The organism is Candidatus Defluviilinea proxima (genome assembly GCA_016721115.1).
GTDB lineage: Bacteria > Chloroflexota > Anaerolineae > Anaerolineales > Villigracilaceae > Defluviilinea > Defluviilinea proxima.
Map to the genome: position 1 here is coordinate 3,370,507 of JADKIW010000001.1, position 23,540 is coordinate 3,394,046.

Consider the following 23,540-nt stretch of genomic DNA (forward strand, 5'->3'; position numbering starts at 1 on the left):
TTTTATTCTTCATGAAACCATCGGTTGGATGGTTAACCCCATTTGAGGATATAGATCCCGGCGATAAGGCGCAGAAATGCGGCCAACAGCAAGGCATTTACCAAACCAATTACATCTGCAACTGCGGGCCTCCGAGTGAGCCGGTGAGGATGGCAGCGTTGAGCATGACGTTGTACCACGCCAAGTGTGATGGTCTGTCGCTGGCGGGGATATATTCGAGCATGTAGTTTGCGAAGGCGCCGTTAATCATGGAAAATGCCAACCCGCCAAGCATGGAGATCCCGTAGTAATGCCAGACTTCACTGGAATATGCCAGTAGGAGCGGGTAAACAGCAAGCGCCACAACACCCCAGCCTGTTACATTCTTGTTCCCAATCTTATGGACATATTTCCTGAGTTGTGTAGAGCCGACCAACATGGTGAGGTAGAACAATGCCGTACCGATGCCAATATGATCGTCATTGAGGTTAAGCTGGTTGACAAAGTACAACGGAAAAAGCGGGATTGCCAGATATTGCGCAAGGTGGAAGCCTCCTAGCGCGAGCAGGACCTTTTTAAATTTAGTGTTCCATATGTCGAGGCGGAGTGTGGCGAAAATGTTACGGGGAGATGCGGTTGTTTGCGCTGAATCAGGCGTCGGTTTAGAAGGAAGCGAGGGAGAGTCGGTTTGCAGGGGGCGAACAAAATAAAGATGGTAACTGCTCATCGCGGCACCGAAGGCTCCGATCCCAAAAACGATTTGATACCCAACCGGGAAAGGGACGTTCTCCAGGATGATGCCACTGATAAAGGATGTGACCATGAATGTGACTGAGAGCATGATGTTACGCGTGCCTGCCACATGGGCGCGATAGCGGTCGGGTACGGCCTCGGCAAAAAGCGCGTTGAAGCCCACGCCAAGCGGAGTGAGCGGGATTGCCATAAAAAAAGTAAGGGCGATAATGGCGATAACTTGACCGTTTTTGTCGAAAACCCAGGGAAGAAAAACGAACAAGATGAACCCGGCACGGTAAAGAACTGAGGACCAAAAAATAGCACGACCTCTGTTTTGTGTTTCAAGCCAGCGCCCGGCGGGAATTGCGAGCACAAGGCTGACAACCGCCGACATGGCGCCGATGAGACCGATCTGTAGCGCAGATGCCCCAAGGCGTGTGGCGTAGATGCTGATGAAGTTGATCGCTGAGCCGCTCAAGATACCGTACCAGCCGATATCAAGATACAGGTGCATGAAATTGGGACGATATTCAACCGGGATGGCTGACTGACGGAATAGTTTATTTAGCATGGCGGGTTGGATTATATTCCTGATTGAGGGAGAGGTGTTTTATGATATGTGATGGCCGTTTCCTAATCGGAAATTATCCGAAAGGGTGCGGCAAAACTTCCCGCACCGTTTTATAATGTACTGTGTTTCAACTTTAAATTTCAACCGAATAACTGCCTCAAATCACATTCCCCGTTATGCGGGGGAGGAGGACGCGGAAACCCATAACAACTTTGCCTGTTCTGCATCTCGTTTCGTAATTCAATTCATTTTGGAAGAGGAGAAATAAGACATGGCTGATAAAGTTAATGAGCAAGACAAACAGGTTCTGCATAAGATGGGGTATGCACAGGAACTTTCCCGCCGCATGAGCGGGTTTTCGAATTTCGCGATTTCTTTTTCGATCATTTGTATTTTGGCTGGTGGTATTTCCGCTTTCCCAGCTGCGTTTAACGCGCTTGGATCGGGCGGTGCATTCCTGATTTGGCTGGTGGGTGGTGTGCTGGCCATGAGCGTTGCAGTTGGTATGGGGCAGATCGCTTCTTCCTTCCCAACGGCCGGTGGTCTATATCACTGGAGTTCCCACCTTGGCGGGAAAGGTTGGGGTTGGGCAACTGCGTGGTTTAACCTCATTGGTTTGATCTGTGTTGTCTCTTCTGTTGATGTGTTGTTATACAGTGTGTTCTTCAAGGATCTCCTCCTCGGCACTGTATTAGGTGTGGATGTTTCTGCATTTGGCTACTGGCATCAATTCGTATTTATGGTGGTCGTACTGACAACTCAGGCGCTTCTGAATCATTACGGCATCGAGTTGACCACCAAGATCACTGACGTGAGTGGATACCTCATCTTTGCCCTTACCATTATCCTCATCATTGCCCTGTTTGCTTTTTCACCAGTTGCCCTTGATTTCTCCCGTCTTTGGACATTTACTAACTTCACAGGCACCTCTGGTGGTGAGGTTGTTCCCTTCCGCACCGAAAGTGTTGCTTTTGCCTTCCTGCTCGGTCTTTCGTACGTCTGCTATACATTGACAGGTTATGATGCCTCTGCGCATACTTCCGAAGAGACACAGGATGCCCAGGTGAACGTCCCGAAAGGTATGTGGCAGGCTGTGTTTTGGTCATGGGTATTTGGTTTGATCGCTGTGGCAGCTTACGTGTTGACAATGCCAAGTATTGAAGAGGCTGGCGCGGCAGGTTGGGGTTCATTTTTCTATATGTGGGGTGCATCTAGAATGCCGCAATGGTTGAGTGTTCTTCTGGCGGTTGGACTGGTGGTGGTTAACTACATTTGCGCACTGGCAGGTCTTACTTCTACCTCACGTATGATGTATGCCTTCTCGCGTGATGATGGTATTCCCTTTGTCTCCAAGACCCTTGCTCGTGTCAGCACTCAATATCGCACTCCCACGTACTCCATCTGGGTTTCAGCGGCTCTTGCCCTGCTCAGCACCGTGTATGCACCATACTACTTGGTGTTGGCTGTTGCTTGTGCTGTATTTCTATATTTGTCCATGGTTATGCCTATCGCGGCAGGTTTGCTTGCAGAAGGCACTTCCAAATGGCCAGAAAAAGGCCCCTTCAATCTGGGTGGCTTTTCGAAAGCCAATGCTGTCATAGCCGTGTTGGCAGGTGTTCTCCTTGCCATCAGCGGTTTCTTCCCGCCCAATGAAAAGGTCTTTTACTTCACCATCATTTTTGTGGTAGCCCTTCTCGGGTTCTGGTCAAAGAAAGCTGCAGTGGCTGGTATTGTCGTTGCTGTGGTTGGTTATCTCGCAACCTTCATTGCAATCCCTGAGACGAATAACCTGCATTTTCTTGTTCCCCCTGTTGGTACAGCCATCACTGCTCTCGTTGTTGGGGTGATTGCCACCATAGTTACTTTCCTCACCGGCGGCGAAGATACTCGCTTTGAAGGTGTACCCGAAGGCGATAAGATCAAAGAACGCCAAAAGATGATCGCTGATATCGAAAAGAAATTCGGCGAGCAATAAAATCCATTTGTTGCTTGTAACATAAGAGCGGTATCTCGATAGGGGTACCGCTCTTATAGAGCCAAAAGACCTCACAAATCTCGCATACCTGTGAGGTCTGCCACGGAAAGAATTATGAAATACATCCTCGGCATTGACCAAGGCACTACACAGACTACGGCTGTTGTCGTCAATGAACATGGCGAAATGGTGGAAAAGAACTCGGCGCAATTGCCCGCTCGTTTTCCGCAGGCGGGGTGGGTAGAGCAGGAACCCGCCGATATTGTTCGTACGGTTAAAGAGGCATGCAAGCCTTTGCTGGATAAATACGACATTGCCGCAGTAGGTTTCGATAATCAAGGTGAAACGTTCGTTGTTTGGGATAAGGATACGGGGAATGCGGTGACTCCCGCCATTGTTTGGCAGGATACGAGAGGACAATCCGTGTGTGATGCCCTCGCTTCTTCTCTTGACCTGAACCTGCTTCGCCAAAAAACAGGTTTGCTACTCGATAGCTATTTCTCTGCTCCCAAACTCAAATGGGTGTTTGAAACTTACCCAGAGATCCGCAAAAAAGCACACGATGGCCAACTTTTATTTGGCACAACAGAGACTTGGGTCATCTGGAAGTTGACGAATGGCAGACTGCATGTAACCGATCCGTCCACGGCTTCACGGACGTTGTTGTTTGATATGAATCGTTTTGTGTGGGATGAAGAATTACTGGCATTATTTGATGTTCCCAAAAGTATGTTGCCCGAAGTCAGACCATCAGCAGGATTTATCGGCGATATTGATTTTGGAAATGGAAAACCATTGCCATTACACGCCATGCTCGTTGACCAGCAAGCCGCGTTATTTGGTCAGGCATGTTTCAAAGCGGGTGAGATGAAATGTTCGTTTGGAACGGGTAGTTTTTTGCTGATGAATATCGGTGATAAGCCAAGACTCTCTGACCATGGCTTGTTGACTACTGTCGGCTGGAAGTTCGGTGAGCATACAACCTATGCCTTCGATGGTGGCATTTTCGTCACGGGATCCGCTGTCCAATGGTTGAGAGATAATTTGAAAGCGGTACTAGACTCCCCGTCGAGTTTTGATGCGGCGAAGCGATCCACAGATTTAGGCGTGGTGGTTGTCCCCGCACTGCAAGGGCTCGCTGCACCTCACTGGCGGACAGATGTACGCGGCGCGATGTTCGGATTGAACCGAAGTACAACATCCGATGATATTGTGCGAGGGACGTTGGACGGGATTGCCTGTCGAGTTTATGAAGTTGTCAAGGCGATGTCACAGGATGCAGGGCAGGCGCCGCCGCATTTGAAAGTGGATGGAGGGCCGTCGGGGAATCCATATCTCATGCAGATGATCGCGGACTTGCTGAATCTCGAAGTGCGTGTTTCGGCAGCGTTAGAGGCAACTGCCATCGGGATTGCAAATCTAGCGGGTGTATCTGCATTGAGGACTTCGTTTGAAGTGCTTTCGAAGAATTGGAAGGCTGAGACGATTTACACACCGAAGATGAATGAAGAAGAAAGAGAAAGAAAACTGGCGCAATGGATGAAAGCCGTTGATGCAGTAAAGGCTTTTCACCAGTAAAGCAAGATAAAATATCACTTGGAATTGATAAGATGTCCACATCGAAAAACCCTGAAGCCATTCGTGTCCCTGCGCCCATCCTGACGATCGTTCATATCATCTTGGTCATCTTATTGGGAAATTTATTGCCTTTGCCCGTCCCTGTGCCAGCTTTTGTTCCGTGGTTGGGTTTAGTTATTGCAGGATTGGGATTGGTTTTGGGCATTCTTGCATCTATGGAATTCAGGCGCATTCGCACAACAATGGACCTGAAGAAATCTCCCACGGGATTGGTCACATCGGGCGTTTATCGTTATACACGTAACCCTGTTTATCTTGGGTTTGTCTTTATGCTGATCGGCTTTTCGCTGAGCATGAGAACCTATTGGGGAATTATCTTTATCGTGCCGTTGGTGACATTGATGAATACACTCGTTATTAAAAAAGAAGAAGCCAATCTGGAGAAGAAGTTCAAAACGCAGTATGCAGACTATAAGTCACGTGTGAGACGGTGGCTTTGAGGAGGAACTACGGATACCATTTACGATATTGCAATCATTGGCGCGGGAGCGGTGGGCTCTGCGATTGCGCGAGAAGTTTCACGCTACGACTTGAAAGTGGTACTGCTCGAATCCAATTCTGATGTGGGCATGGGGACATCGAAAGCCAGCACAGCGATCTGGCATACGGGCTTCGACGCCAAGCCTGGTTCTCTTGAAGCGACCCTGATGCGGAGAAGTTATCCGCTCATGGAAGACTTCATGAAAGATGTTGGAAGTCCGTTCGAGCGCATCGGCGGGTTGCTCATTGCATGGACGCAGGAACAACTCGACACACTGCCGTCGCTTTTGGAGAAGGCTCACAAGAACGGGGTGATGGATGTTCACCTGATCCCGAAAGAGGAAGTTTACGAACGAGAGCCACATCTTGGTGAAGGTGCGTTGGGTGGGATGTTTGTCCCTGGTGAAGGGATTCTTTGCACGTACACCGTTCCATTGGCTTGTGCTACGCAGGCGGTGGTCAATGGCGTGGAGCTAAAACTCAACTTTCAAGTGGAAAGCATTTCATCGAAAGATGGCGTTCATATCATTTCGAGTAAGGATGATGCCGTTCAAGCAAAGTGGGTGATCAATGCGGCGGGATTATTTTCGGACGATGTCAACAATTTGTTTGGGCATGGAAATTTCAAGGTCACGCCTCGGCGCGGGGAATTGATCATTTATGACAAGCTGTCACGTTCATTGGTCAATCATGTTTTGTTACCTGTGCCGACAGCGACGACCAAAGGTGTGTTGATCAGCCCGACGATTTACGGGAATGTGTTATTGGGTCCAACTGCAGAAGATTTGCCTGATAAGACTGCGACGAATACCAGCGAAAGTGGCTTGAATTCTTTGCTTGATAAAGGTAGAAAGATTCTGCCTGAATTGCTTGAAGAAGAAGTGGCCGCCACGTACGCAGGTCTGCGAGCGGCAACAGAGCATAGCGATTATCAGATTGCGCTCCACGCGGAACAACGATATATCTGCGTGGGTGGGATTCGGTCCACGGGGATTTCGGCAAGCTTGGGAATTGCTGAGTATGTTGCTGCCTTGTTGAAAGATACAGGCATGGAACTGAAGCCGAAGCCTGAGTTCAAGTCTATCAAGATGCCAAATATCGGCGAAGCGTTTCCACGTCCGTATCAAAGGGCGGAGTTGATTGCAGAAGATTCGAATTACGGGAAGATCGTTTGTCATTGCGAGCGTGTTTCACTTGGTGAATTGAACGATGCCATGAAGTCGCTGATCCCTGCGAAGAACTTGGATGCGTTACGGAGACGAACGCGGGCGATGCAGGGGAGATGTCAGGGGTTTAATTGTCAGGCGGCGCTACTCAAAGACCTGACAGGTTTCCGTGAAGGGCTGAACAGGAAAATAGATTCTGGTGCGCAAGTTACTCGGTCGGGTTCGGGGCAGGTAAAACCTGTCAGGTCTGCGGATGTTCTTATCGTCGGCGCAGGACCTTCAGGATTGGCGGCGGCATTGGAGTTGAAGAGACTTGGAATAAAAGATATTGTTATCGCCGAACGTGAATCAGAAGCAGGCGGAATTCCGCGTTTGTGTGGGCATACGGGGTTTGGGTTGCGTGATTTGCATCGGGTGATGACGGGTCCGAGTTATGCGAGGAAATATCGGGAGATGGCGGAAAGTGCGGGGATTAAGATTGCTACGAATACAACGATTACTGGGTGGGATTCTTCCCTCACCCCAGCCCTCTCCCAAAGGGAGAGGGGGTACACGTCACTAAATTTTACGAGTCCAAGCGGACTAGGAAGTATAGAAGCGAAATCTATTCTGCTGGCAACGGGCGTACGCGAACGTCCTCGCTCTGCTAGACTCATTCCTGGGTATCGTCCACAAGGTGTGTTCACGACGGGATCGTTGCAGAGATTTGTTTATGAACATGGCTTGTCAGTTGGTAAACGAGCAGTAATTGTCGGTGCAGAGGTCGTTAGCCTTTCGGTGGTGACAACTCTTTTACATGCAGGTGTGAAAATTGTAGGGATGGTTACCGAATTACCAAGCCATCAGTTGTATTTGCCGATCTTTTTGCCAGCAAAGATTTTGTATGCGGATATTTTGGCGAGAACTCAAGTCGTAACAAACGCACGCGTGACAAATATCTTTGGTAAAGAGAGAGTGGAAGGGATTGAGATTACAAGACTTCCGAAGTCTTCAGAAACCATCGAATGTGACACTGTCATTTTCACAGGCAATTGGATTCCTGAAAACGAATTGGCGAGAAGGGGAGATGTGGAAACGCGTAAGCCGTCGTTGGGTCCGCAAGTGGATTCGATGTTCAGGACATCGCAAGTGGGAGTCTTTGCGGCAGGGAATGTCTTACGTGGAGTGGAGACAGCGGATTGGGCGGCACTTGAAGGACGGGGTGCGGCTCGCTCGATGGCTCGGTGGTTGGAAAATGCCCAATGGTCAGCGAGCAGGCTCGAGGTCCAGTGTGAGGCGCCGATCGGGTGGATTTGTCCAAATGTGTTGACGTCTGATTCTCCCGTCGAACGATTCCGCTTTTGGTCCAAAGAGTTTCGAGAAAATGGAACGTTGCAACTAAAGCAAGGCGAACGGGTTTTGTATGAAAAGAGGTTCCGCCGTTTACATGCCAATGTGGCGTTGAGCCTGAGCAGTGAATGGGTTGCAAAAGTTGACTTGACAGGCACACCTGTACAACTTGTATGCCAGCCCTGAGTCATGGTAAAGTAAACCCGTACGCCGATACCACTCAAGTTATATCGTTGGAGATCATATGCGAATAGCACTTGTCATCGGTTCAACCATATCCACCATCAAAGACGAAGTGATACGAGGGCGAAAGTTGCTCATTGTGCAGAATGCGGATACCGCAGGGAAACCTTCGGGCGATCCATACATCGCAGTGGATACGGTCAGTGCTGGAACGGGGGATTTGGTGATGGTTACCGACGGCTCTTCTGCCCGTTATACCAATCAGACCACAGACACACCCGTCGATTCAGTGATCGTGGGTGTCATTGACTCGCTCGAGATGAGCGGCAAGGTTACGTATAGAAAAGAATAAATAATGTAGGGGCAGGTCTCAGACCTGCCCCTACGTGTTAAATTATGTCTGACTCGCGTGACCTCCTCTCCGTCGGTGTGGATGTTGGTACGACCACAACACAAGTCATCTTTTCACGCCTTAATTTACAGGATGTATCACGACCAGGGCAGATACCCCGCATCAATATCACAGATCGAAAAGTTATTTATCAAAGCCCCATTGTATTCACGCCGTTGCTTGACTTTGACACGATTGACGCAGATAAATTGAATGAAATCGTGCGCCGTGAATATGCATCGGCTTGCGTTGACCCAAGTCAAGTGGAAACAGGCGCAGTTATCATCACGGGTGAGACAGCGAAGAAAAAAAATGCGGATGAAATTCTGCGGGCATTATCGGGACTGGCTGGCGAGTTCGTTGTCAGTGTGGCAGGACCGAACGTTGAAAGTTTGATCGCTGGCAAAGGCGCAGGTGCGGCAGATTATTCGCAGAAGCATTATGCGATCGTCACGAACATTGATATCGGCGGCGGAAGCGCCAACAGCGCCACGTTTCGTACAGGAAACCTGATCGGTGCAGCAGCGATGAATTATGGCGGACGCATTCTCGAGGTCGAGCACGAGACGGGACGCATCCGTCACATTGCCGAACCTGCAAAACACATCCTTGCCGATATCGGATTGAAGTTGAATGAAGGCGATTCTCCATCGCTCGATGAGTTGCGTCGCTTCACTGACCGCATGGCAGATATGACCGTTGAACTTATCGAAGGCACTTCGTCACCGCTGGCGCAAAAGATCTATCTAACGCCGCCTGTTGGTGAATCGGGCAAAGGCTCGGTATTGATGTTCTCGGGCGGCATCGGGCATTATTACTACAACCCGATCCCTATCAACTCCGTGAGCGACGCGACGATCCATGGTGATGTTGGTCCGTTGCTGGCAGAGTCATTGCGCAATCATGCGACGCTGAACACATATACTGTTGTCCCGCCGACAGAGACGGTCCGCGCGACGGTGCTGGGAGCCAGCACGCAAACCGTGACATTATCAGGTTCGACGATCTGGGCAGAGAAGGAAATTCTACCGTTGAAGAATGTCCCTGTGACGAGACCCACGCTTCCTGCCTCGCTTGAGCCTGCTTCTGTTTCGAGAAGCATCAGTGACGCTGTCACCCGCTGGGACGTGAATCTCGCAACCGATCCATTCGCCGTTGCACTGGAACTCGACAAGGCATTGGATTATCAATCGTCCCCTCCCGTGCATTGTTGGTTATCGATCAGGTAGGTTTATCCGAAGGCGATTACATTGACATCGGCACCCCGCTCATGGATGGACGGGTAGTCCCATTGAGCGTGAAGACTTTGATTTTCTATCATTAGTTCATACACATGGCTTATCTTTACAGAAATCTTGCATGTCCTAGATGCCGCAAGGAATATGGCATTCAGATTGTGAATGTAATGCTTATAGAATTGGTAACCGGATTAGGCCCTCCTTTGCTTAGGTGCGTTTCCTGTAACACTATTTTTGATTCTGGATCGACTGAGTGGTTTCGAATGTCCGATTCCCAAAAGAGGCGTTATGTATTTCTGTCAATTCTTTATGCAGCGATTGAGAGTATGATTTTGGCCATGGTTGCCTCTTATAGCAATTGGTATGATCCTTAATCCAGTTAATCCAAAAGGCGATTTGCCAACCCCTCTTATGTGGTTTGTTTTTTTTGTTTCATCTCTGCCAGTCCTTGGTTTTCAATTACTCCGTATCATCCTGTCCAATAAGAGATTCAGAAGCAACATCAGGAAACCTGTTGACGCTAAATACTGGAATTGGGAAATTAATCCGCAAGGATGTTGGTTGGCATTGAGTATTTTTATCATTGCGATATCTTATTTTATTGGGCGTTCGGTAGGTGTGATATGAAAATATCTGCCCGCGTCGAAAACGGCATAGATAATTACCAAGCGACATTTTGTTTGGTAATTATTTGGCAATAAGGAATCATTATGCTCCTAAGAACCAAACTGCACGGCAAAACTTATGAATTCCCTGACATCCGTCTCCTCATGGGCAAAGCCAACGAGGAGAAATCTGGCGATACGCTTGCAGGCGTCGGCGCAGAGACCGCCGCCGAACGTGTCGCGGCAAAACTGGTGTTAGCGGAAGTTCCGTTGTGGGTGTTGAAAGAAAGTCCCGCTGTGCCCTATGACGAAGACGAAGTTACACGCGTCATCCAAGATGCCGTAGACCAAAACATTTACAACGAGATCAAAGATTGGACGGTGGGTGAGTTCCGCGAATGGATTTTGGCAGATACAACTTCAACACAAATGATCCATCGCATCTCCAATGGTTTGACGGCAGAGATGATCTCTGCGGTTACCAAGCTAATGTCCAATTTGGATCTGATGCTTGCCGCAAAGAAGATTCCGCGCACCGCATATTGCAATAACATGATCGGGGAACCAGGGACGCTTTTATCGCGGCTCCAGCCCAATCATCCGACTGATTCGCCCGAAGGTATCCGTGCCGAGATCTATGAAGGGCTTGCCTACGGGTCAGGTGATTCTGTGATCGGCATCAACCCTGTGGATGACTCCTATGGCTCGGTCTCGCGCCTTCTCGATATGTCATATGACGTCATCAAGACCTGGAACATCCCCACGCAAAATTGTGTGCTGGCACACGTCACCACCCAGATGAAATGTATGGAATCGGGCTCGCCCGTTGGTTTGGTATTCCAATCTCTTTCTGGTTCACAAAAAGGCAACGACTCGTTTGGCATCTCGGTTGGTTTGCTCGATGAAGCATATGCACTTGCAAAAAAACATTGCTTCCCCAAGGGTCCGAACTTCATGTATTTTGAAACAGGTCAAGGTTCTGCTCTTTCCGCTGATGCACACAACGGTTGGGATCAACTCACGCTCGAAGCCCGCAACTACGGACTTGCAAAACGCTACAGCCCGTATCAAGTCAATACCGTGGTCGGCTTCATCGGTCCTGAATATCTTTATGATGCGCGTCAGATCCAACGTGCAGGGCTCGAAGATCATTTCATGGGCAAACTCACAGGCATCCCAATGGGATGTGACGCCTGTTATACCAATCATGCACGCGCCGATCAAAACGCCATTGAGAATCTCGCGGTCATGCTCACTGCCGCAGGTTGTAATTACTTCATGGGCATTCCCATGGGCGACGACTCCATGCTTTCCTATCAAACAACGTCTTATCACGATGCACCGGCATTGCGACAACTCTTCAATCTTCGCCCCGCGCCCGAATTCGAAAAATGGATGGTCGATCTCGGAATCATGAAAGATGGCGTCCTCACCGAAAAAGCAGGCGACCCGTCATTCTTCCTCAAGAGGTAAATCATGGATGACACCAAATTAAACGCGATAGTGGACGCAATCGTCCGCGAACTCAAAGCCTCTGGAGCCGTGAAGAACGCCTCGGACTCATCCGCGCCTGCCTCTGTTTCGACGACTCTATCCTCCGCTTCAGCCGTTCCCGTCCAAACACGCATTGCAACTTCCACTGCGAACTTGACCATTGACCTGCCCGACCCAGTGCTTCCAGAATATCGCTACAAACCACGTGTGAAAAATCCTAAAGATGCGAATGGTGTGAAAGCTTTGGTTGAATCAACAACCGCCCGCATCGGAGTCGGACGCGCAGGTCCGCGTTACAAGACAGCATCATTGCTTCTCTTCCAAGGTGACCATGCTGTTACACAAGATGCACTTTATCGTGATGTAGATCAGAAACTGCTCGATGAATTCAATCTGTTCACCGTGCAGACCAAAGTCACTGGCGGTAAACAGGAATATCTCCTCCGCCCCGACCTCGGACGTTTGCTCAACGATGACGCCAAACGCATCATCAACGAGAAATGCCAGAAGAATGTTAACATCCAACTCGTCGTCGGTGACGGACTCTCCGCTGCCGCGATCGAAGCCAACCTGCGACAAATTTTTCCCGTTATCAAACAAGGTGCTCAGACAGCGAACTTAACCTTCGGTACACCGTTCTTCGTCAAATACGCGCGCGTCGGTGTGATGAACGATATCGGCGAACTCATCAAACCTGATGTGGTCATCCTCCTCATCGGCGAACGCCCTGGTCTGGGACGTGCTGAGTCCATGAGTGCCTACATGGGATACAAACCCAAATACGGTGACACCGACGCCGACCGCGATGTTGTCTGCAACATCTTCGAGAACGGCGGAACCAATCCGCTTGAAGGCGGCGCGTTCGTCGTGCAGATCGCACAAAAGATGCGGAAGAGCCAGGCCTCTGGCGTGAAGTTGAAGATGATGAAGTAAGGAAATAACCATGCCAATCCTCGACCCTCTCTACGGCACACCCCTCGCGATGCAACTCATCCCACAAGTGGATCGAAACTTCGCGGAACATCTCAAGCTCCGCGATGATCAACGTTCCATTGGTCTCATCAGCGTAGACAACGATGATGCCACTTACACCGCCATTGACGAAGCAACCAAGATGGCAGATGTCGAAGTGGTGTATGCCAAGTCGTTTTATGCGGGTGCGAAACACACCTCAGGGAAATGGTCAGGGGAGATTATGGCAATTCTTGCTGGACCAGACCCCGCCGAAGTACGAGCCGGGCTGAATGCCGCAGTGGACTACATCAAGACAAAAGCGATTTGGTATTCCGCCAACGACGATGATTCCATTGCCTTCTTCCCGCACGTTATCTCCAGAACAGGATCGTATCTTTCGAGTGTGTGCAACATCCCGTTAGGAAGTCCAATTGCGTATCTCGTGGCAACACCGAATGAAGGCTTGGTCGCATTGGATGCGGCGTTGAAGTCTGCGAACGTGAGCATTGTGGCGTTGACCATGCCGCCATCTGAAACAAATTATATGGGCGTGATGCTGACTGGTGACCAACCCGCCTGCCAAGCCGCGGCATTGGCGTTTCAAAATAAAGTATTAGATGTTGCGGCAAATCCGATTAATTATTAATTATGGAGTCGCCAGCTTGCTGACGACGGGAGCAAGCTGGCGACTCCAAAAAGGTTTTTCTTATGACCGACATCGATAAAGACCTACTCTCCATTCAAGAAGCCCGTACGCTGGCAACACAAGCGCGTGATGCCCAGCGGAAATTTCTGCACGCTACGCAAGCTGAAGTGGATCGTATCTGCGCGGCGATGGCGCAAGCTGCGGCGGATGCGGCGGTGACGCTCGGCAAAATGGCAAATGAAGAGACGGGTTATGGTGTGCCTGAACATAAGACACTCAAGAACTTGTTGGCGTCGAAATTATTATGGGATGAGATCAAGGACATTCCCACTGTAGGTGTGATCCGTAGTGACAAACAAAAGGGAGTCTACGATATCGCCTGGCCGATGGGTGTTGTCGCGGCGTTGACGCCATCAACCAACCCCACATCCACGACGATCTACAAAACATTGATCGCAGTGAAAGCAAAGAATGCGATCGTTATTGCACCACATCCGTTCGCGGCGAAATGTTGCGCAGAAGCGATTCGCATCATGGCAGAAGCTGGCGAGCGGGCAGGGATGCCGAAGGGCTTGATCTCGTGCCTCACCAAAGTGACTCTCCCAGGCACGCAGGAATTGATGAAACACAAATACGTTGCGTTGATCCTCGCTACGGGCGGTTCCGATATGGTGCGCGCCGCACATTCGGTTGGCAAACCTGCATATGGCGTTGGACCTGGTAATGTTCCTGCTTACGTTGATCGTTCTGCAGATGTAGCAAAAGCCGCAAAGTATATCGTTGCATCGAAGGCTTTCGATCACTCCGTCATTTGCGCTACTGAACAAGCTGTTGTTGCTGATCGTCCCATTGCCGCACAACTGGAAGAACGAATGAAAGCCGAAGGCGCATTCTTCGTTGACGAGAACATCAAGCAGATACTCGCAAAGAATTTATTCGTTGGTCATTTGCCAAACCCGAAAGGCGTTGGCAAGAGTCCGCAACAACTCGCTCAACAATATGGCTTCAGTGTCCCTGATTGGGCGCGCATTCTCGTAGCGCGCCTTAACAGCGTCGGCCCTGATGAACCGCTCTCGGGCGAAAAGCTTACCACCGTCCTCGGCTGGTATGAAGTGGATGGTTGGGAACAGGGCTGTGAACGCTCACTCGAAATGATCAACTATGGTGGCCGCGGTCACTCGCAGGTTATTCACGCACGTGATGAAAACGTCATCATGAAGTTTGGCCTTGAGAAACCTGTCTTCCGCATCGTTGTCAATACGTTTGGTACGCTTGGCACCACGGGCTATACTACTGGCCTGATGCCGTCCTTCACTCTCGGCTCTGGCGGTGTAGGCGGCGCGATCACAGGTGACAACATCACCGTGCATCACATGTACAACGTAAAGCGCCTGGCCTATGAAATTCGGATTGCGCCGGATGCCGCGTTTGCTCCAGGATCAACGGATACGCAAGCCGCGCGCAATGCCTTCACTGGCGGAGCGCCTCATTCTTTGTCCGAAGTTGGTTCTGTTTCTGAAAGTGATTCTCAAGTGGAAGAGATTGTGCGTCGTGTCTTGTTGGAGTTGAAAAATAAATGATGAAGGATGAATAAAAAATCCGTGGCTGAGATTTTTTAGACGCCAGACATCAGGACTGAAAACTTTTCAGCCTTGATGTCCGATGTCTAATCGGAAGTATGGGCGAGGTAACCCGCCCCTACAGAATCATTATTCAAAAGGAGAAGTAAGCCATGCCCGTAGATGTAGCAATGATCGCTTTAGGAATGGTTGAGACCAAAGGTTTGGTAGGGGCAATTGAAGCCGCCGATGCGATGGTCAAAGCCGCAAACGTGACGCTGATCGGTAGTGAATATGTCGGTGGCGGATATGTGACCGTGATGGTACGCGGTGATGTCGGTGCTGTCAAAGCCGCCACAGATGCAGGTGCCGCCGCCGCCAAACGCGTTGGCGAACTTGCGTCGGTTCATGTCATCCCAAGACCACATGCCGATGTTGAGATGATCCTGCCGCAAAACACGAAGGGTTCCTTCGGCGGCCGCAATAAAGAAAAATAAAGTAGACAGGTAAATAAGCGCGCAAGTAGACAAGTAAACAAGGACGCACGTATATCGTGTGTACTGTTTACATGTATACCTGTCTACCTTTCTCATGCCTCGCCAACTATTCACCGCTGACGATATTCGTCGTCTCGCGCATGATCGCGTCGAGATTCTTTTGCTTGCGCCGGACGATATTGTCACATCTGAAGCCGCCGATACAGCGTTCGCTTTGAGCGTGAAACTGATTCGAGAAACAGGATCAGCCGTCGGCTTAAAGAGTGAAGCGTCTAGTCCTGACATCCCGCCATTGAAAGTGGTGCGCGGTGGGAACGTCCAGATGGAACGATTTCTCGATGGCGTCCAGACGTCGGGCGCAAATGTCCGTTTGAAAGATGTTGTCACTACCGAAGATCGTTCACCGATGGGCGCTGGGTTTATGGCGCTCGATAAAGGTGAAATGCAGTGGACCTTGACATACGATGAAATGGACATCGTTCTCGAGGGCGAGCTGGTGATCACGCGCGGCAATGAGCAGGTGCGTGGCGGCGTGGGCGATGTGATCTACATCCCGAAAGGGTCGAGCATCACATTTGGAACCCCAAGCCATACGCGCTTTGTCTATGTGGTGTTCCCTGTAAATTGGAACGAAGGCAAATGATGAAGGCAGAAGGATGATTGATGAATCAAGAAAGAGAAAAGACGAAAGATGAATCCTGATCTTTCAAGCCTTCTTCAACAGACAGACCGTGTGATGATAGGCGGAGCCCATGGCAATGGACAAGACACGAGTTATCGCGGCGTAGTTCATGTGGGTGTTGACCTCGGTACAGCATACACGGTGCTGGTCGTGCTGGATGAGAATTACAAGCCGATCGCAGGCGAGTATCAATTTGCACAGGTGACACGAGATGGGCTTGTAGTGGACTTTGTCGGTGCGGTGGATCTGTTGCGCACGATGAAGTCAAAGGTTGAACAGAAACTTGGGTTCACATTGACCTCTGCCGCGACGGCATATCCGCCGGGAGTGCCAGAGGCTGAGAGGCGCGCCACGGCAAATGTGCTCTATGGCGCAGGTTTGGAATGTACGGGTTTCGTTGACGAGCCAACTGCCGCGAACAATGTGTTGAGGATCCGTGATGGCGCGATCGTGGATGTGGGCGGCGGTACGACAGGTATTGCCATCTTCAAAGATGGCGAGGTGGTATACACCGCCGATGAAGCGACAGGCGGAACCCACTTCTCGTTGGTGATCGCTGGTTCAACAGGATCAACCTTCGAAGAGGCAGAAGCGCTAAAGAAAGACCCAAAGGAACAGACCCGGCTGTTTCCTGTTATCCGCCCGGTGATGGAGAAAGTTGGTTCCATCGTCAACCGGCATGTTGCTGGTCATCAAATTGATAAGTTGTATTTGGTTGGCGGTACGTGTGCTTATCCGGGAATGGACAAGGTCATCGAAGAGGTGACTGGCATTGCGACGGTGTTACCCGGTAATCCCTTGTTCGTTACGCCGCTTGGGATTGCGATGAATAATTAACATCATTTCGTCATTGCGAACGCCGAAGGCGTGAAGCAATCCCCACTTACCATGAGGAGATTGCTTCGTCGCAAAGAGCAAGTGCGCTCCTCGCAACGACATGAGACATTGGAGACATATGGCATCGGAAAAATTTTCATTACGCGTTTACTCATATCTCGACCGAATGCAACCGCAATATGCGGCATTTGTCGGAACGATCACACAAGGTGACCTGCCGACAGAGGGCATGGCTTCCCTGTATGTGGAAGTTGCGCCGGGCAATGAGGTCTTCCGCCTTGTGGATATCGCCGTCAAATCTACAGAAGCCAAGCCGGGCGCGCAGATCGTTGAGCGCGAGTTCGGCATGTTCGAGGTCCATTCGCATTCACAATCCGAGGTGCTGGAAGCGGGCCGGATCGTGTTAGATAGACTCGGCCTGAAACCAGAAGAACGCATCAAGCCTTTCATTGCTTCGGTGCAGATCATCACCAACGTGGACCCCTATCAGGCGCAGTTGTTGAATCGCTTCCGCCGTGGCTCAATGCTTGTCCCTGGTGAGACGATGCTCGTATTGGAATGTGCACCCGCCGCTTATATCAATTACGCGGTCAACGAAGCGGAGAAAGGTGCGACGATCAAGATCTTGCACGTCTCGTCCGTTGGGCGGTTTGGTCGTATGTGGCTCTCTGGCTCTGAAGCTGAGATCGTGTCTGCGCGGAATGCGGCAGTGAAAGCATTGGAAGAGTTGGAAGGACGGCCTGAGAAATAATTATGGCAAAAACCTTTTACACCGAACGCGATATTGACGATATGAAAGCTAGAGGAGTCACATCCATTGATGTGACAGATAATGTGGTCATCACTGACTTGGCCTTGGAACGCGCCATGAAACTTGACATGAAGATCAACCGCGTTGAAACGGCATCCGCCCCAAAAGCGACGTATAGCCCTTCGGTGAATCTGTACGTCTCTGCTGTGCATGAGATCGCCAAACCATCGGATGCCGACCTAAAGCAGAAGATCAAGTCCGCTGTGTTGGCGAAATTAGATGGTCAAGTGGACGGGGCGTTATTGGATGCTGTGATTGCGCGTGTGTTGAATGGAATGAAGTAGGTGTAGGGGGCTAATGCTGTCATTGTTTCTGGACACACATGAAGATCAGCAATATAGCCGATGACATCAAAGACGATGTTGAGCTTTTTGTATTATCTGTTTCTAATTATTTGAACAATACGATCATTTTCGTGGATGGCGGTTGACTGGCGTGCTACTATGAACCCTGATCGCTTTCTATCATCCGACCCTGCCATCCGCGACATCGCGCGCAATCTTTATCAAACTGTTGCGAAACTTCCCATCGTTTCGCCGCATGGTCATGTTGACTCACGTCTCTTCTCCGACCCGAAAGCCTCCTTCGGCACGCCTGCCGAGCTATTCATCATCCCCGACCACTACATTACCCGCATGTTGTATTCACAGGGCATTCCATTGGATGCCTTGCTTGCAGGCGATCACCGCGAGATTTGGAAACTCTTCTGCACGAACTTCCACCTCTTCCGCGGGACTCCTTCGGGCATCTGGTTGACGGATGAACTCGCATCCGTTTTTGGCGTGGATGAAAAACCATCCGCCTCAAACGCCGACCGATTGTTTGATTCACTTTCAGAGAAATTATTCTCCCCTGAATTTTCTCCCCGCAAACTCTTCGAGCGATTCAATATCGAAGTTCTTTGCACCACCGATGCGGCGACAGATACGCTTGAACATCATCAGGCCATTCGCCAAAGTGGTTGGAAAGGTAACATCCGTCCAACCTTCCGCCCCGATGGCGTGGTCAACCTCGATGCCCCGAATTGGAAAACAAATATCGACAAGCTGAGTGAAGTCAGCGGCGTTGATGTAAAGGATTACAAGTCCTTTATCCAAGCCTTGGAACAGCGACGCGCCTTCTTCAAATCCATTGGTGCTACTGCAACCGATCACGCCGCTTTGACTCCCATCACTGCTGAATTATCGGATATTGAAGCAGATGAGATTTTCCAGCGTGCGCTCAATGGCAGCCCCAAGCCCAACGACGCGACCCAATTCACTGCCCACATGCTGATGGAAATGGCACGCATGAGCATTGAAGACGGGTTGGTTATGCAGTTGCATCCAGGTTCCCTCCGCAATCACAATGACATCGTTTTCCAAAAGTTCGGCTTAGATAAAGGTGCGGACATTCCTCTACAAACCGAATACACACGCAATTTGCTTCCCTTGTTGAATAAATACGGAAATGACTCGCGCCTTACGTTGATCCTCTTCACGCTCGATGAAACGACTTATTCTCGTGAACTCGCTACACTTGCAGGTCACTATCCTGCGCTCAAACTCGGACCTCCGTGGTGGTTCCATGACAGCTTGAATGGTATGGCGCGTTACTTCGATCAAGTCATGGAGACAGCAGGGATTTACAACACCGCTGGTTTCAACGATGATACACGTGCCTTCTGCTCTATCCCTGCACGACATGATGTGTGGCGGCGCGCCTCTGCGAATTGGTTGGCAGGATTAGTTGTTCGTCATATCGTGGGTATGGATGATGCAATCGAAATGATTCAAGAATTTGCAGTTGGCTTGGCGAGACGTGCTTATAAATTAACGTAATTGCCCAACAATTTGATTGGAACATACATGAATCTCGAAGAACTAAAATCGCTTTATGATTTCTCAGATCGCACGGTCTTAGTCACGGGCGGGGCAGGGGTGCTGGGGAGTGAAATCGCTTGTGCGTTGGTAGGTTGCAACGCGAATGTTGTGCTCCTTGACCGCGATCAGGAACTCGCACAGAAGGTCATCGAACGTTTTCCTAAAGTTGTAAAAGGACGCGGTGTGCGCGTCTTTGGTGATGTCCTCAAGGTCGAGACTTTGCAGCAGGCAAATGAAACTATCAAAGCTGAGTTCGGTCACGTTGATATTCTCATCAACGGTGCGGGCGGCAATCATCCATCTGCAACCACCAAGCCTGATCTTTCTTTCTTCGATCTGCCACTTGATGCGCTTCGTCATGTTGGCGATCTAAACTTACTTGGCACAATTTTGCCGTGTCAGGTATTCGGTCGTAATATGGCAGAGCGTGGTGAAGGCGTGATCCTCAACGTCTCTTCGATGAACGCCTTTCGTCCGCTCACGCGCATCCCTGCGTACTCGGCGGCGAAGGCGGCGGTCAGCAACTTCACGCAGTGGCTTGCTGTTCATATGGCGCAGAATTATTCGTCGAAGATTCGTGTCAACGCGATCGCGCCTGGGTTTTTCCTTACGGATCAGAATCGATTCCTCCTCACAGACAAGGACACTGGCGAATTGACTCCGCGTGGTCAATCGATTTTGTCTCACACCCCAATGAACCGCTTCGGGACTCCCGAAGACCTGCTTGGTGCGACAATGTGGCTGATCTCCCCCGCATCCGCTTTCGTGACGGGTGTGGTGCTTCCGATTGATGGTGGTTTCTCGGTGTTTTCAGGTGTGTAATGTTGGTAGGGGCGAAGCATTGCTTCGCCCCTACGACGGATTACAAGATGATATTTTCAAAAGCAATAACCCCGAACGAACAACTCTTATCGGATGATGAAATTCGCAATACGTTGAGCGTGTTGTCGGGTCAATTTAATGGTCAACGCCTACTGGTGTTGATTCCTGATCACACGCGCTCATTGCCATTGCCGTTCTTGTTCCGTGCTCTTGTGGATGTGTTGCATGGTGCGAAGCAATTGGATTTCATGGTGGCATTGGGGACGCACCCGCCGTTGGATGAAGAGGGTATCAACAAGCTGGTGGGCATCACTGCCGATGAGCGGACGACGACATTCAAGCATGTCGGTTTGCTGAACCATGCTTGGGATACTCCGTCTGAATTGACTTCGCTTGGCATCATTGAGCAGGATGAGATTAAACAAATCGCAGGAACGAATTGGCATTCGTCCCTGCCCAATGAAGTGGATATTCGTATCAATAAAGCCGCCCTTGAATACGATCACATCGTAATCCTTGGTCCGACGTTTCCGCATGAGGTGGTGGGATTTTCAGGTGGAGCAAAGTATCTCTTCCCTGGTATCTCTGGCGCAGACATGATCAATGCTACGCATTGGTTGGGCGCATTGGCTGGCGTTGTCGGGACGATTGGAATTAAAGATACACCTGTCCGTGCGATGATCCATGCGGCGGCGGAGCGGGTCAAGACTCCGCTCACGTTGGTCGCGTTAGTAGTAGAAGGCAAGGGGTTGAGCGGGCTGTTCGTTGGCGACCATTTGTCAGCTTGGAATGAAGCGGCGGAGCTGTCCGCAGAACGTCACATCAAATGGTGTGAGAAGCCGTTCCAAAGAGTTTTGTCGTGTGCGCCTCCGATGTATGATGAGTTGTGGACAGGTGCGAAGGCGATGTATAAGTTGGAGCCTGCGGTGGCGATTGGCGGCGAGGTGATTATTTATGCGCCGCACTTGGATGTGGTGAGCCACGTGCATGGAAAATATATTTATGAAGCGGGGTATCACATCCTGCCGTATCTGTTGAGCGATTGGGAACGGTACAAGAATTATCCGCTGGGTGTGCTGGCGCATTCGACTCATGTGCGCGGTTCGGGTGTCATGGAAAATGGAATCGAAAAACCGAATGTGCATGTGACGCTGGCGAGCAAGATTTCTGCCGAAGATTGTGCGCGATTGAATTTGGGTTATCTTGATCCCGCAAAGATCAATGTTGACGACTGGCGGGACCGCGAGGACGAAGGCGTTTTATATGTGCCGAAAGCAGGCGAGATTTTATATCGGTTGAAAAAATGAAAACTTGTTTTTTTATCGTGATGGGTGTTTCTGGATGTGGCAAGTCAAGCGTGGGCAAAGCCCTCGCTCAGTCTCTGGGATGGGACTTTTACGATGCTGATGATTTTCACCCGCCTGAGAATGTCGCCAAAATGGCAAGCGGGATTCCGCTCGACGATTCAGACCGCGCTCCGTGGCTTGCTTTGTTGCACGAACTGATTTCATCCAACCTGAAAGCGGATAAACCCGGTGTGTTGGCCTGTTCTGCGCTCAAAGAGCGTTACCGTCAAAAATTAATGGATGGTAACGAAGGTGTGCAAATCGTTTATCTCAAAGGCAGTTATGAATTGATCTGGTCTCGCATGGAAAAACGGACAGATCATTATATGAAGCCACACATGTTGAAGAGTCAGTTCGAGACGCTAGAAGTTCCGATGAACGCACTTACAATTGATATATCAATGTCGCTGGATGATATTGTGCAGGAAATATTGAAATACATGGAGAAGTAATTTGAACATTTATCGAAGAATCGATAAAGAGGGCGTGTTCCATACAAAATGGGAATGAAAATTCCTTTGGCTGGTCAAGACATATCTTATAATCTCCTCATGAATTCTATAAAACCCCACTTTCTCCTTGATCCAAATGTTATCTTCCTCAATCATGGCTCTTTCGGCGCAACTCCGAAATCTGTTTTTGATGCCTACCAGAACTGGCAATTACGCTTGGAGCGCCAGCCCGTACTTTTTCTTGGCCGTGAAATTGATGCACTCCTAAAGACTTCTCGCCAGGTACTTGGGGAATATCTCAATGCCGATGCCGATGACTTGGCATATATTCCCAACGCAACACATGGAGTAAATATTGTTGCTCATTCCTTGCAACTCCAGTCTGGTGATGAAATCCTAACGACTGACCATGAATACGGTGCCTGTGATTATGCTTGGAATTTCATTTGCAGTAAAACAGGTGCAAAATATATTCACCAGCCTATTCCCTTGCCTGTTCATTCTGAAGAGGAAATCGTGAATCTGTTTTGGCAGGGTGTTACTTCACGTACAAAAGTCATTTACGTGAGTCATATCACTTCTCCAACGGCCTTGCGCATGCCAGTAGAGCAGATCTGCCAGCGTGCAAAATCTGCAGGGATCATTACTGTTGTAGATGCGGCACACTCTCCTGGACAAATTCCACTTGACTTGCAGGCACTCGGCGCAGATATTGTCTTCGGAAATTGTCATAAATGGATGCTTAATGCAAAGGGCTCCGCATTCTTATATGTGAGGCGGGATTTGCAACATCTCATTGATCCATTGATCGTGAGTTGGGGGTATAACCCAACTCCAGAGACAACCACGGGATCTCGATTTATTGATCTTTTGCAATGGACAGGAACCAAAGATCCTGCCGCTGCCTTAACCGTCCCAGCGGCTATCCAATTCATGCAAGAACACCATTGGGATAAAGTGCGGGAAGAATGTCATAACCTATTACGCCAAGGAATAGATCAAATTTGTAATCTGACGAACCTGCCTCCGTTATATCCTCTCGAATCCGATCTTTACGGCCAAATGGGAATTGCGCCGTTACCATTGTCCAATCTTCCGGTATTAAAAAGCCGCTTGTACGATGAGTACAAAATAGAAGTGCCGCTGGTCCAGTGGCAGGATAAGCAATTCGTACGTATCTCTGTGCAGGGATACAACACACAAGATGATATTGATTCTCTGGTAAGTGCCTTGCGCGTGTTGTTGCCTCAGGTAAGGGCTTGACCACGCACACATCTATTGCTTAACA

19 protein-coding genes and 2 pseudogenes are annotated in these 23,540 nt (G+C 49.8%); 20 read left to right on the forward strand and 1 reads right to left on the reverse strand.

Annotation, left to right across the window (positions count from 1 at the left end):
* Window positions 1–109: 109 nt before the first annotated feature.
* A complete protein-coding gene (locus IPP66_15560) occupies window positions 110–1,285 on the reverse strand; it encodes an MFS transporter (protein ID MBK9926691.1) in 1,176 nt (391 codons plus the stop codon).
* Between the two features lie 271 nt (window positions 1,286–1,556).
* Between IPP66_15560 and IPP66_15565 the strand changes: the two genes are divergently transcribed.
* From IPP66_15565 to IPP66_15660, 20 genes and pseudogenes are all read left to right on the forward strand, one after another.
* Complete coding sequence (locus IPP66_15565; protein ID MBK9926692.1) at window positions 1,557–3,260, forward strand: amino acid permease; 1,704 nt, start codon at window positions 1,557–1,559, stop codon at window positions 3,258–3,260.
* Window positions 3,261–3,374: 114 nt separating this feature from the next.
* Window positions 3,375–4,838, forward strand: a complete 1,464-nt coding sequence (gene glpK, locus IPP66_15570; protein MBK9926693.1) for a glycerol kinase GlpK — start codon at window positions 3,375–3,377, stop codon at window positions 4,836–4,838.
* Window positions 4,839–4,870: 32 nt separating this feature from the next.
* On the forward strand, window positions 4,871–5,338 hold the full coding sequence (locus IPP66_15575; protein ID MBK9926694.1) for an isoprenylcysteine carboxylmethyltransferase family protein: 468 nt from the start codon (window positions 4,871–4,873) through the stop codon (window positions 5,336–5,338).
* 18 nt (window positions 5,339–5,356) lie between these two features.
* Window positions 5,357–6,691, forward strand: a pseudogene (locus IPP66_15580) (NAD(P)/FAD-dependent oxidoreductase).
* Between the two features lie 1,426 nt (window positions 6,692–8,117).
* On the forward strand, window positions 8,118–8,408 hold the full coding sequence (locus tag IPP66_15585) for a EutN/CcmL family microcompartment protein (GenBank protein MBK9926695.1): 291 nt from the start codon (window positions 8,118–8,120) through the stop codon (window positions 8,406–8,408).
* 44 nt (window positions 8,409–8,452) lie between these two features.
* Window positions 8,453–9,771 (forward strand): annotated as a pseudogene (locus IPP66_15590) (ethanolamine ammonia-lyase reactivating factor EutA).
* 624 nt (window positions 9,772–10,395) lie between these two features.
* The gene (locus tag IPP66_15595; protein MBK9926696.1) at window positions 10,396–11,763 is read left to right on the forward strand and encodes an ethanolamine ammonia-lyase subunit EutB; all 1,368 of its coding nucleotides are present in this window, start codon (window positions 10,396–10,398) and stop codon (window positions 11,761–11,763) included.
* Window positions 11,764–11,766: 3 nt separating this feature from the next.
* A complete protein-coding gene (gene eutC / locus IPP66_15600; protein MBK9926697.1) occupies window positions 11,767–12,717 on the forward strand; it encodes an ethanolamine ammonia-lyase subunit EutC in 951 nt (316 codons plus the stop codon).
* 10 nt (window positions 12,718–12,727) lie between these two features.
* Window positions 12,728–13,384, forward strand: a complete 657-nt coding sequence (gene eutL, locus IPP66_15605; protein MBK9926698.1) for an ethanolamine utilization microcompartment protein EutL — start codon at window positions 12,728–12,730, stop codon at window positions 13,382–13,384.
* 62 nt (window positions 13,385–13,446) lie between these two features.
* Window positions 13,447–14,964 carry an aldehyde dehydrogenase family protein gene (locus IPP66_15610; GenBank protein ID MBK9926699.1) on the forward strand — a complete coding sequence of 506 codons (1,518 nt, stop codon included), beginning with the start codon at window positions 13,447–13,449 and terminating at the stop codon, window positions 14,962–14,964.
* Window positions 14,965–15,116: 152 nt separating this feature from the next.
* On the forward strand, window positions 15,117–15,440 hold the full coding sequence (gene eutM, locus IPP66_15615; GenBank protein MBK9926700.1) for an ethanolamine utilization microcompartment protein EutM: 324 nt from the start codon (window positions 15,117–15,119) through the stop codon (window positions 15,438–15,440).
* A gap of 94 nt (window positions 15,441–15,534) precedes the next feature.
* Window positions 15,535–16,083 (forward strand): DUF861 domain-containing protein, encoded by a 549-nt coding sequence (locus IPP66_15620; GenBank protein ID MBK9926701.1) that lies wholly within the window; start codon window positions 15,535–15,537, stop codon window positions 16,081–16,083.
* A gap of 48 nt (window positions 16,084–16,131) precedes the next feature.
* Window positions 16,132–16,959, forward strand: coding sequence for an ethanolamine utilization protein EutJ (gene eutJ / locus IPP66_15625; protein MBK9926702.1), 828 nt, complete (start codon window positions 16,132–16,134; stop codon window positions 16,957–16,959).
* Window positions 16,960–17,077: 118 nt separating this feature from the next.
* The gene (locus tag IPP66_15630; protein MBK9926703.1) at window positions 17,078–17,710 is read left to right on the forward strand and encodes a hypothetical protein; all 633 of its coding nucleotides are present in this window, start codon (window positions 17,078–17,080) and stop codon (window positions 17,708–17,710) included.
* Between the two features lie 2 nt (window positions 17,711–17,712).
* Window positions 17,713–18,054, forward strand: coding sequence for a hypothetical protein (locus IPP66_15635; GenBank protein MBK9926704.1), 342 nt, complete (start codon window positions 17,713–17,715; stop codon window positions 18,052–18,054).
* A 159-nt stretch (window positions 18,055–18,213) separates the two neighbouring features.
* Complete coding sequence (gene uxaC, locus IPP66_15640; GenBank protein ID MBK9926705.1) at window positions 18,214–19,590, forward strand: glucuronate isomerase; 1,377 nt, start codon at window positions 18,214–18,216, stop codon at window positions 19,588–19,590.
* A gap of 27 nt (window positions 19,591–19,617) precedes the next feature.
* Entirely contained in the window at window positions 19,618–20,454 is an 837-nt protein-coding gene (locus tag IPP66_15645) for an SDR family oxidoreductase (GenBank protein ID MBK9926706.1), read from the forward strand.
* A 47-nt stretch (window positions 20,455–20,501) separates the two neighbouring features.
* Window positions 20,502–21,761, forward strand: a complete 1,260-nt coding sequence (locus IPP66_15650) for a DUF2088 domain-containing protein (protein MBK9926707.1) — start codon at window positions 20,502–20,504, stop codon at window positions 21,759–21,761.
* A gap of 20 nt (window positions 21,762–21,781) precedes the next feature.
* On the forward strand, window positions 21,782–22,252 hold the full coding sequence (locus IPP66_15655; GenBank protein ID MBK9926708.1) for a gluconokinase: 471 nt from the start codon (window positions 21,782–21,784) through the stop codon (window positions 22,250–22,252).
* Window positions 22,253–22,351: 99 nt separating this feature from the next.
* Entirely contained in the window at window positions 22,352–23,515 is a 1,164-nt protein-coding gene (locus IPP66_15660) for an aminotransferase class V-fold PLP-dependent enzyme (GenBank protein ID MBK9926709.1), read from the forward strand.
* Window positions 23,516–23,540: the final 25 nt, after the last annotated feature.

Excerpts from the sequence above, each read along its gene's own strand:
- IPP66_15560 (MBK9926691.1), bottom strand. The coding sequence starts at position 1,285 with ATGCTAAATAAACTATTCCGTCAGTCAGCCATCCCGGTTGAATATCGT.
- IPP66_15565 (MBK9926692.1), top strand. The coding sequence starts at position 1,557 with ATGGCTGATAAAGTTAATGAGCAAGACAAACAGGTTCTGCATAAGATG.
- glpK (MBK9926693.1), top strand. The coding sequence starts at position 3,375 with ATGAAATACATCCTCGGCATTGACCAAGGCACTACACAGACTACGGCT.
- IPP66_15575 (MBK9926694.1), top strand. The coding sequence starts at position 4,871 with ATGTCCACATCGAAAAACCCTGAAGCCATTCGTGTCCCTGCGCCCATC.
- IPP66_15585 (MBK9926695.1), top strand. The coding sequence starts at position 8,118 with ATGCGAATAGCACTTGTCATCGGTTCAACCATATCCACCATCAAAGAC.
- IPP66_15595 (MBK9926696.1), top strand. The coding sequence starts at position 10,396 with ATGCTCCTAAGAACCAAACTGCACGGCAAAACTTATGAATTCCCTGAC.
- eutC (MBK9926697.1), top strand. The coding sequence starts at position 11,767 with ATGGATGACACCAAATTAAACGCGATAGTGGACGCAATCGTCCGCGAA.
- eutL (MBK9926698.1), top strand. The coding sequence starts at position 12,728 with ATGCCAATCCTCGACCCTCTCTACGGCACACCCCTCGCGATGCAACTC.
- IPP66_15610 (MBK9926699.1), top strand. The coding sequence starts at position 13,447 with ATGACCGACATCGATAAAGACCTACTCTCCATTCAAGAAGCCCGTACG.
- eutM (MBK9926700.1), top strand. The coding sequence starts at position 15,117 with ATGCCCGTAGATGTAGCAATGATCGCTTTAGGAATGGTTGAGACCAAA.
- IPP66_15620 (MBK9926701.1), top strand. The coding sequence starts at position 15,535 with ATGCCTCGCCAACTATTCACCGCTGACGATATTCGTCGTCTCGCGCAT.
- eutJ (MBK9926702.1), top strand. The coding sequence starts at position 16,132 with ATGAATCCTGATCTTTCAAGCCTTCTTCAACAGACAGACCGTGTGATG.
- IPP66_15630 (MBK9926703.1), top strand. The coding sequence starts at position 17,078 with ATGGCATCGGAAAAATTTTCATTACGCGTTTACTCATATCTCGACCGA.
- IPP66_15635 (MBK9926704.1), top strand. The coding sequence starts at position 17,713 with ATGGCAAAAACCTTTTACACCGAACGCGATATTGACGATATGAAAGCT.
- uxaC (MBK9926705.1), top strand. The coding sequence starts at position 18,214 with ATGAACCCTGATCGCTTTCTATCATCCGACCCTGCCATCCGCGACATC.
- IPP66_15645 (MBK9926706.1), top strand. The coding sequence starts at position 19,618 with ATGAATCTCGAAGAACTAAAATCGCTTTATGATTTCTCAGATCGCACG.
- IPP66_15650 (MBK9926707.1), top strand. The coding sequence starts at position 20,502 with ATGATATTTTCAAAAGCAATAACCCCGAACGAACAACTCTTATCGGAT.
- IPP66_15655 (MBK9926708.1), top strand. The coding sequence starts at position 21,782 with ATGGGTGTTTCTGGATGTGGCAAGTCAAGCGTGGGCAAAGCCCTCGCT.
- IPP66_15660 (MBK9926709.1), top strand. The coding sequence starts at position 22,352 with ATGAATTCTATAAAACCCCACTTTCTCCTTGATCCAAATGTTATCTTC.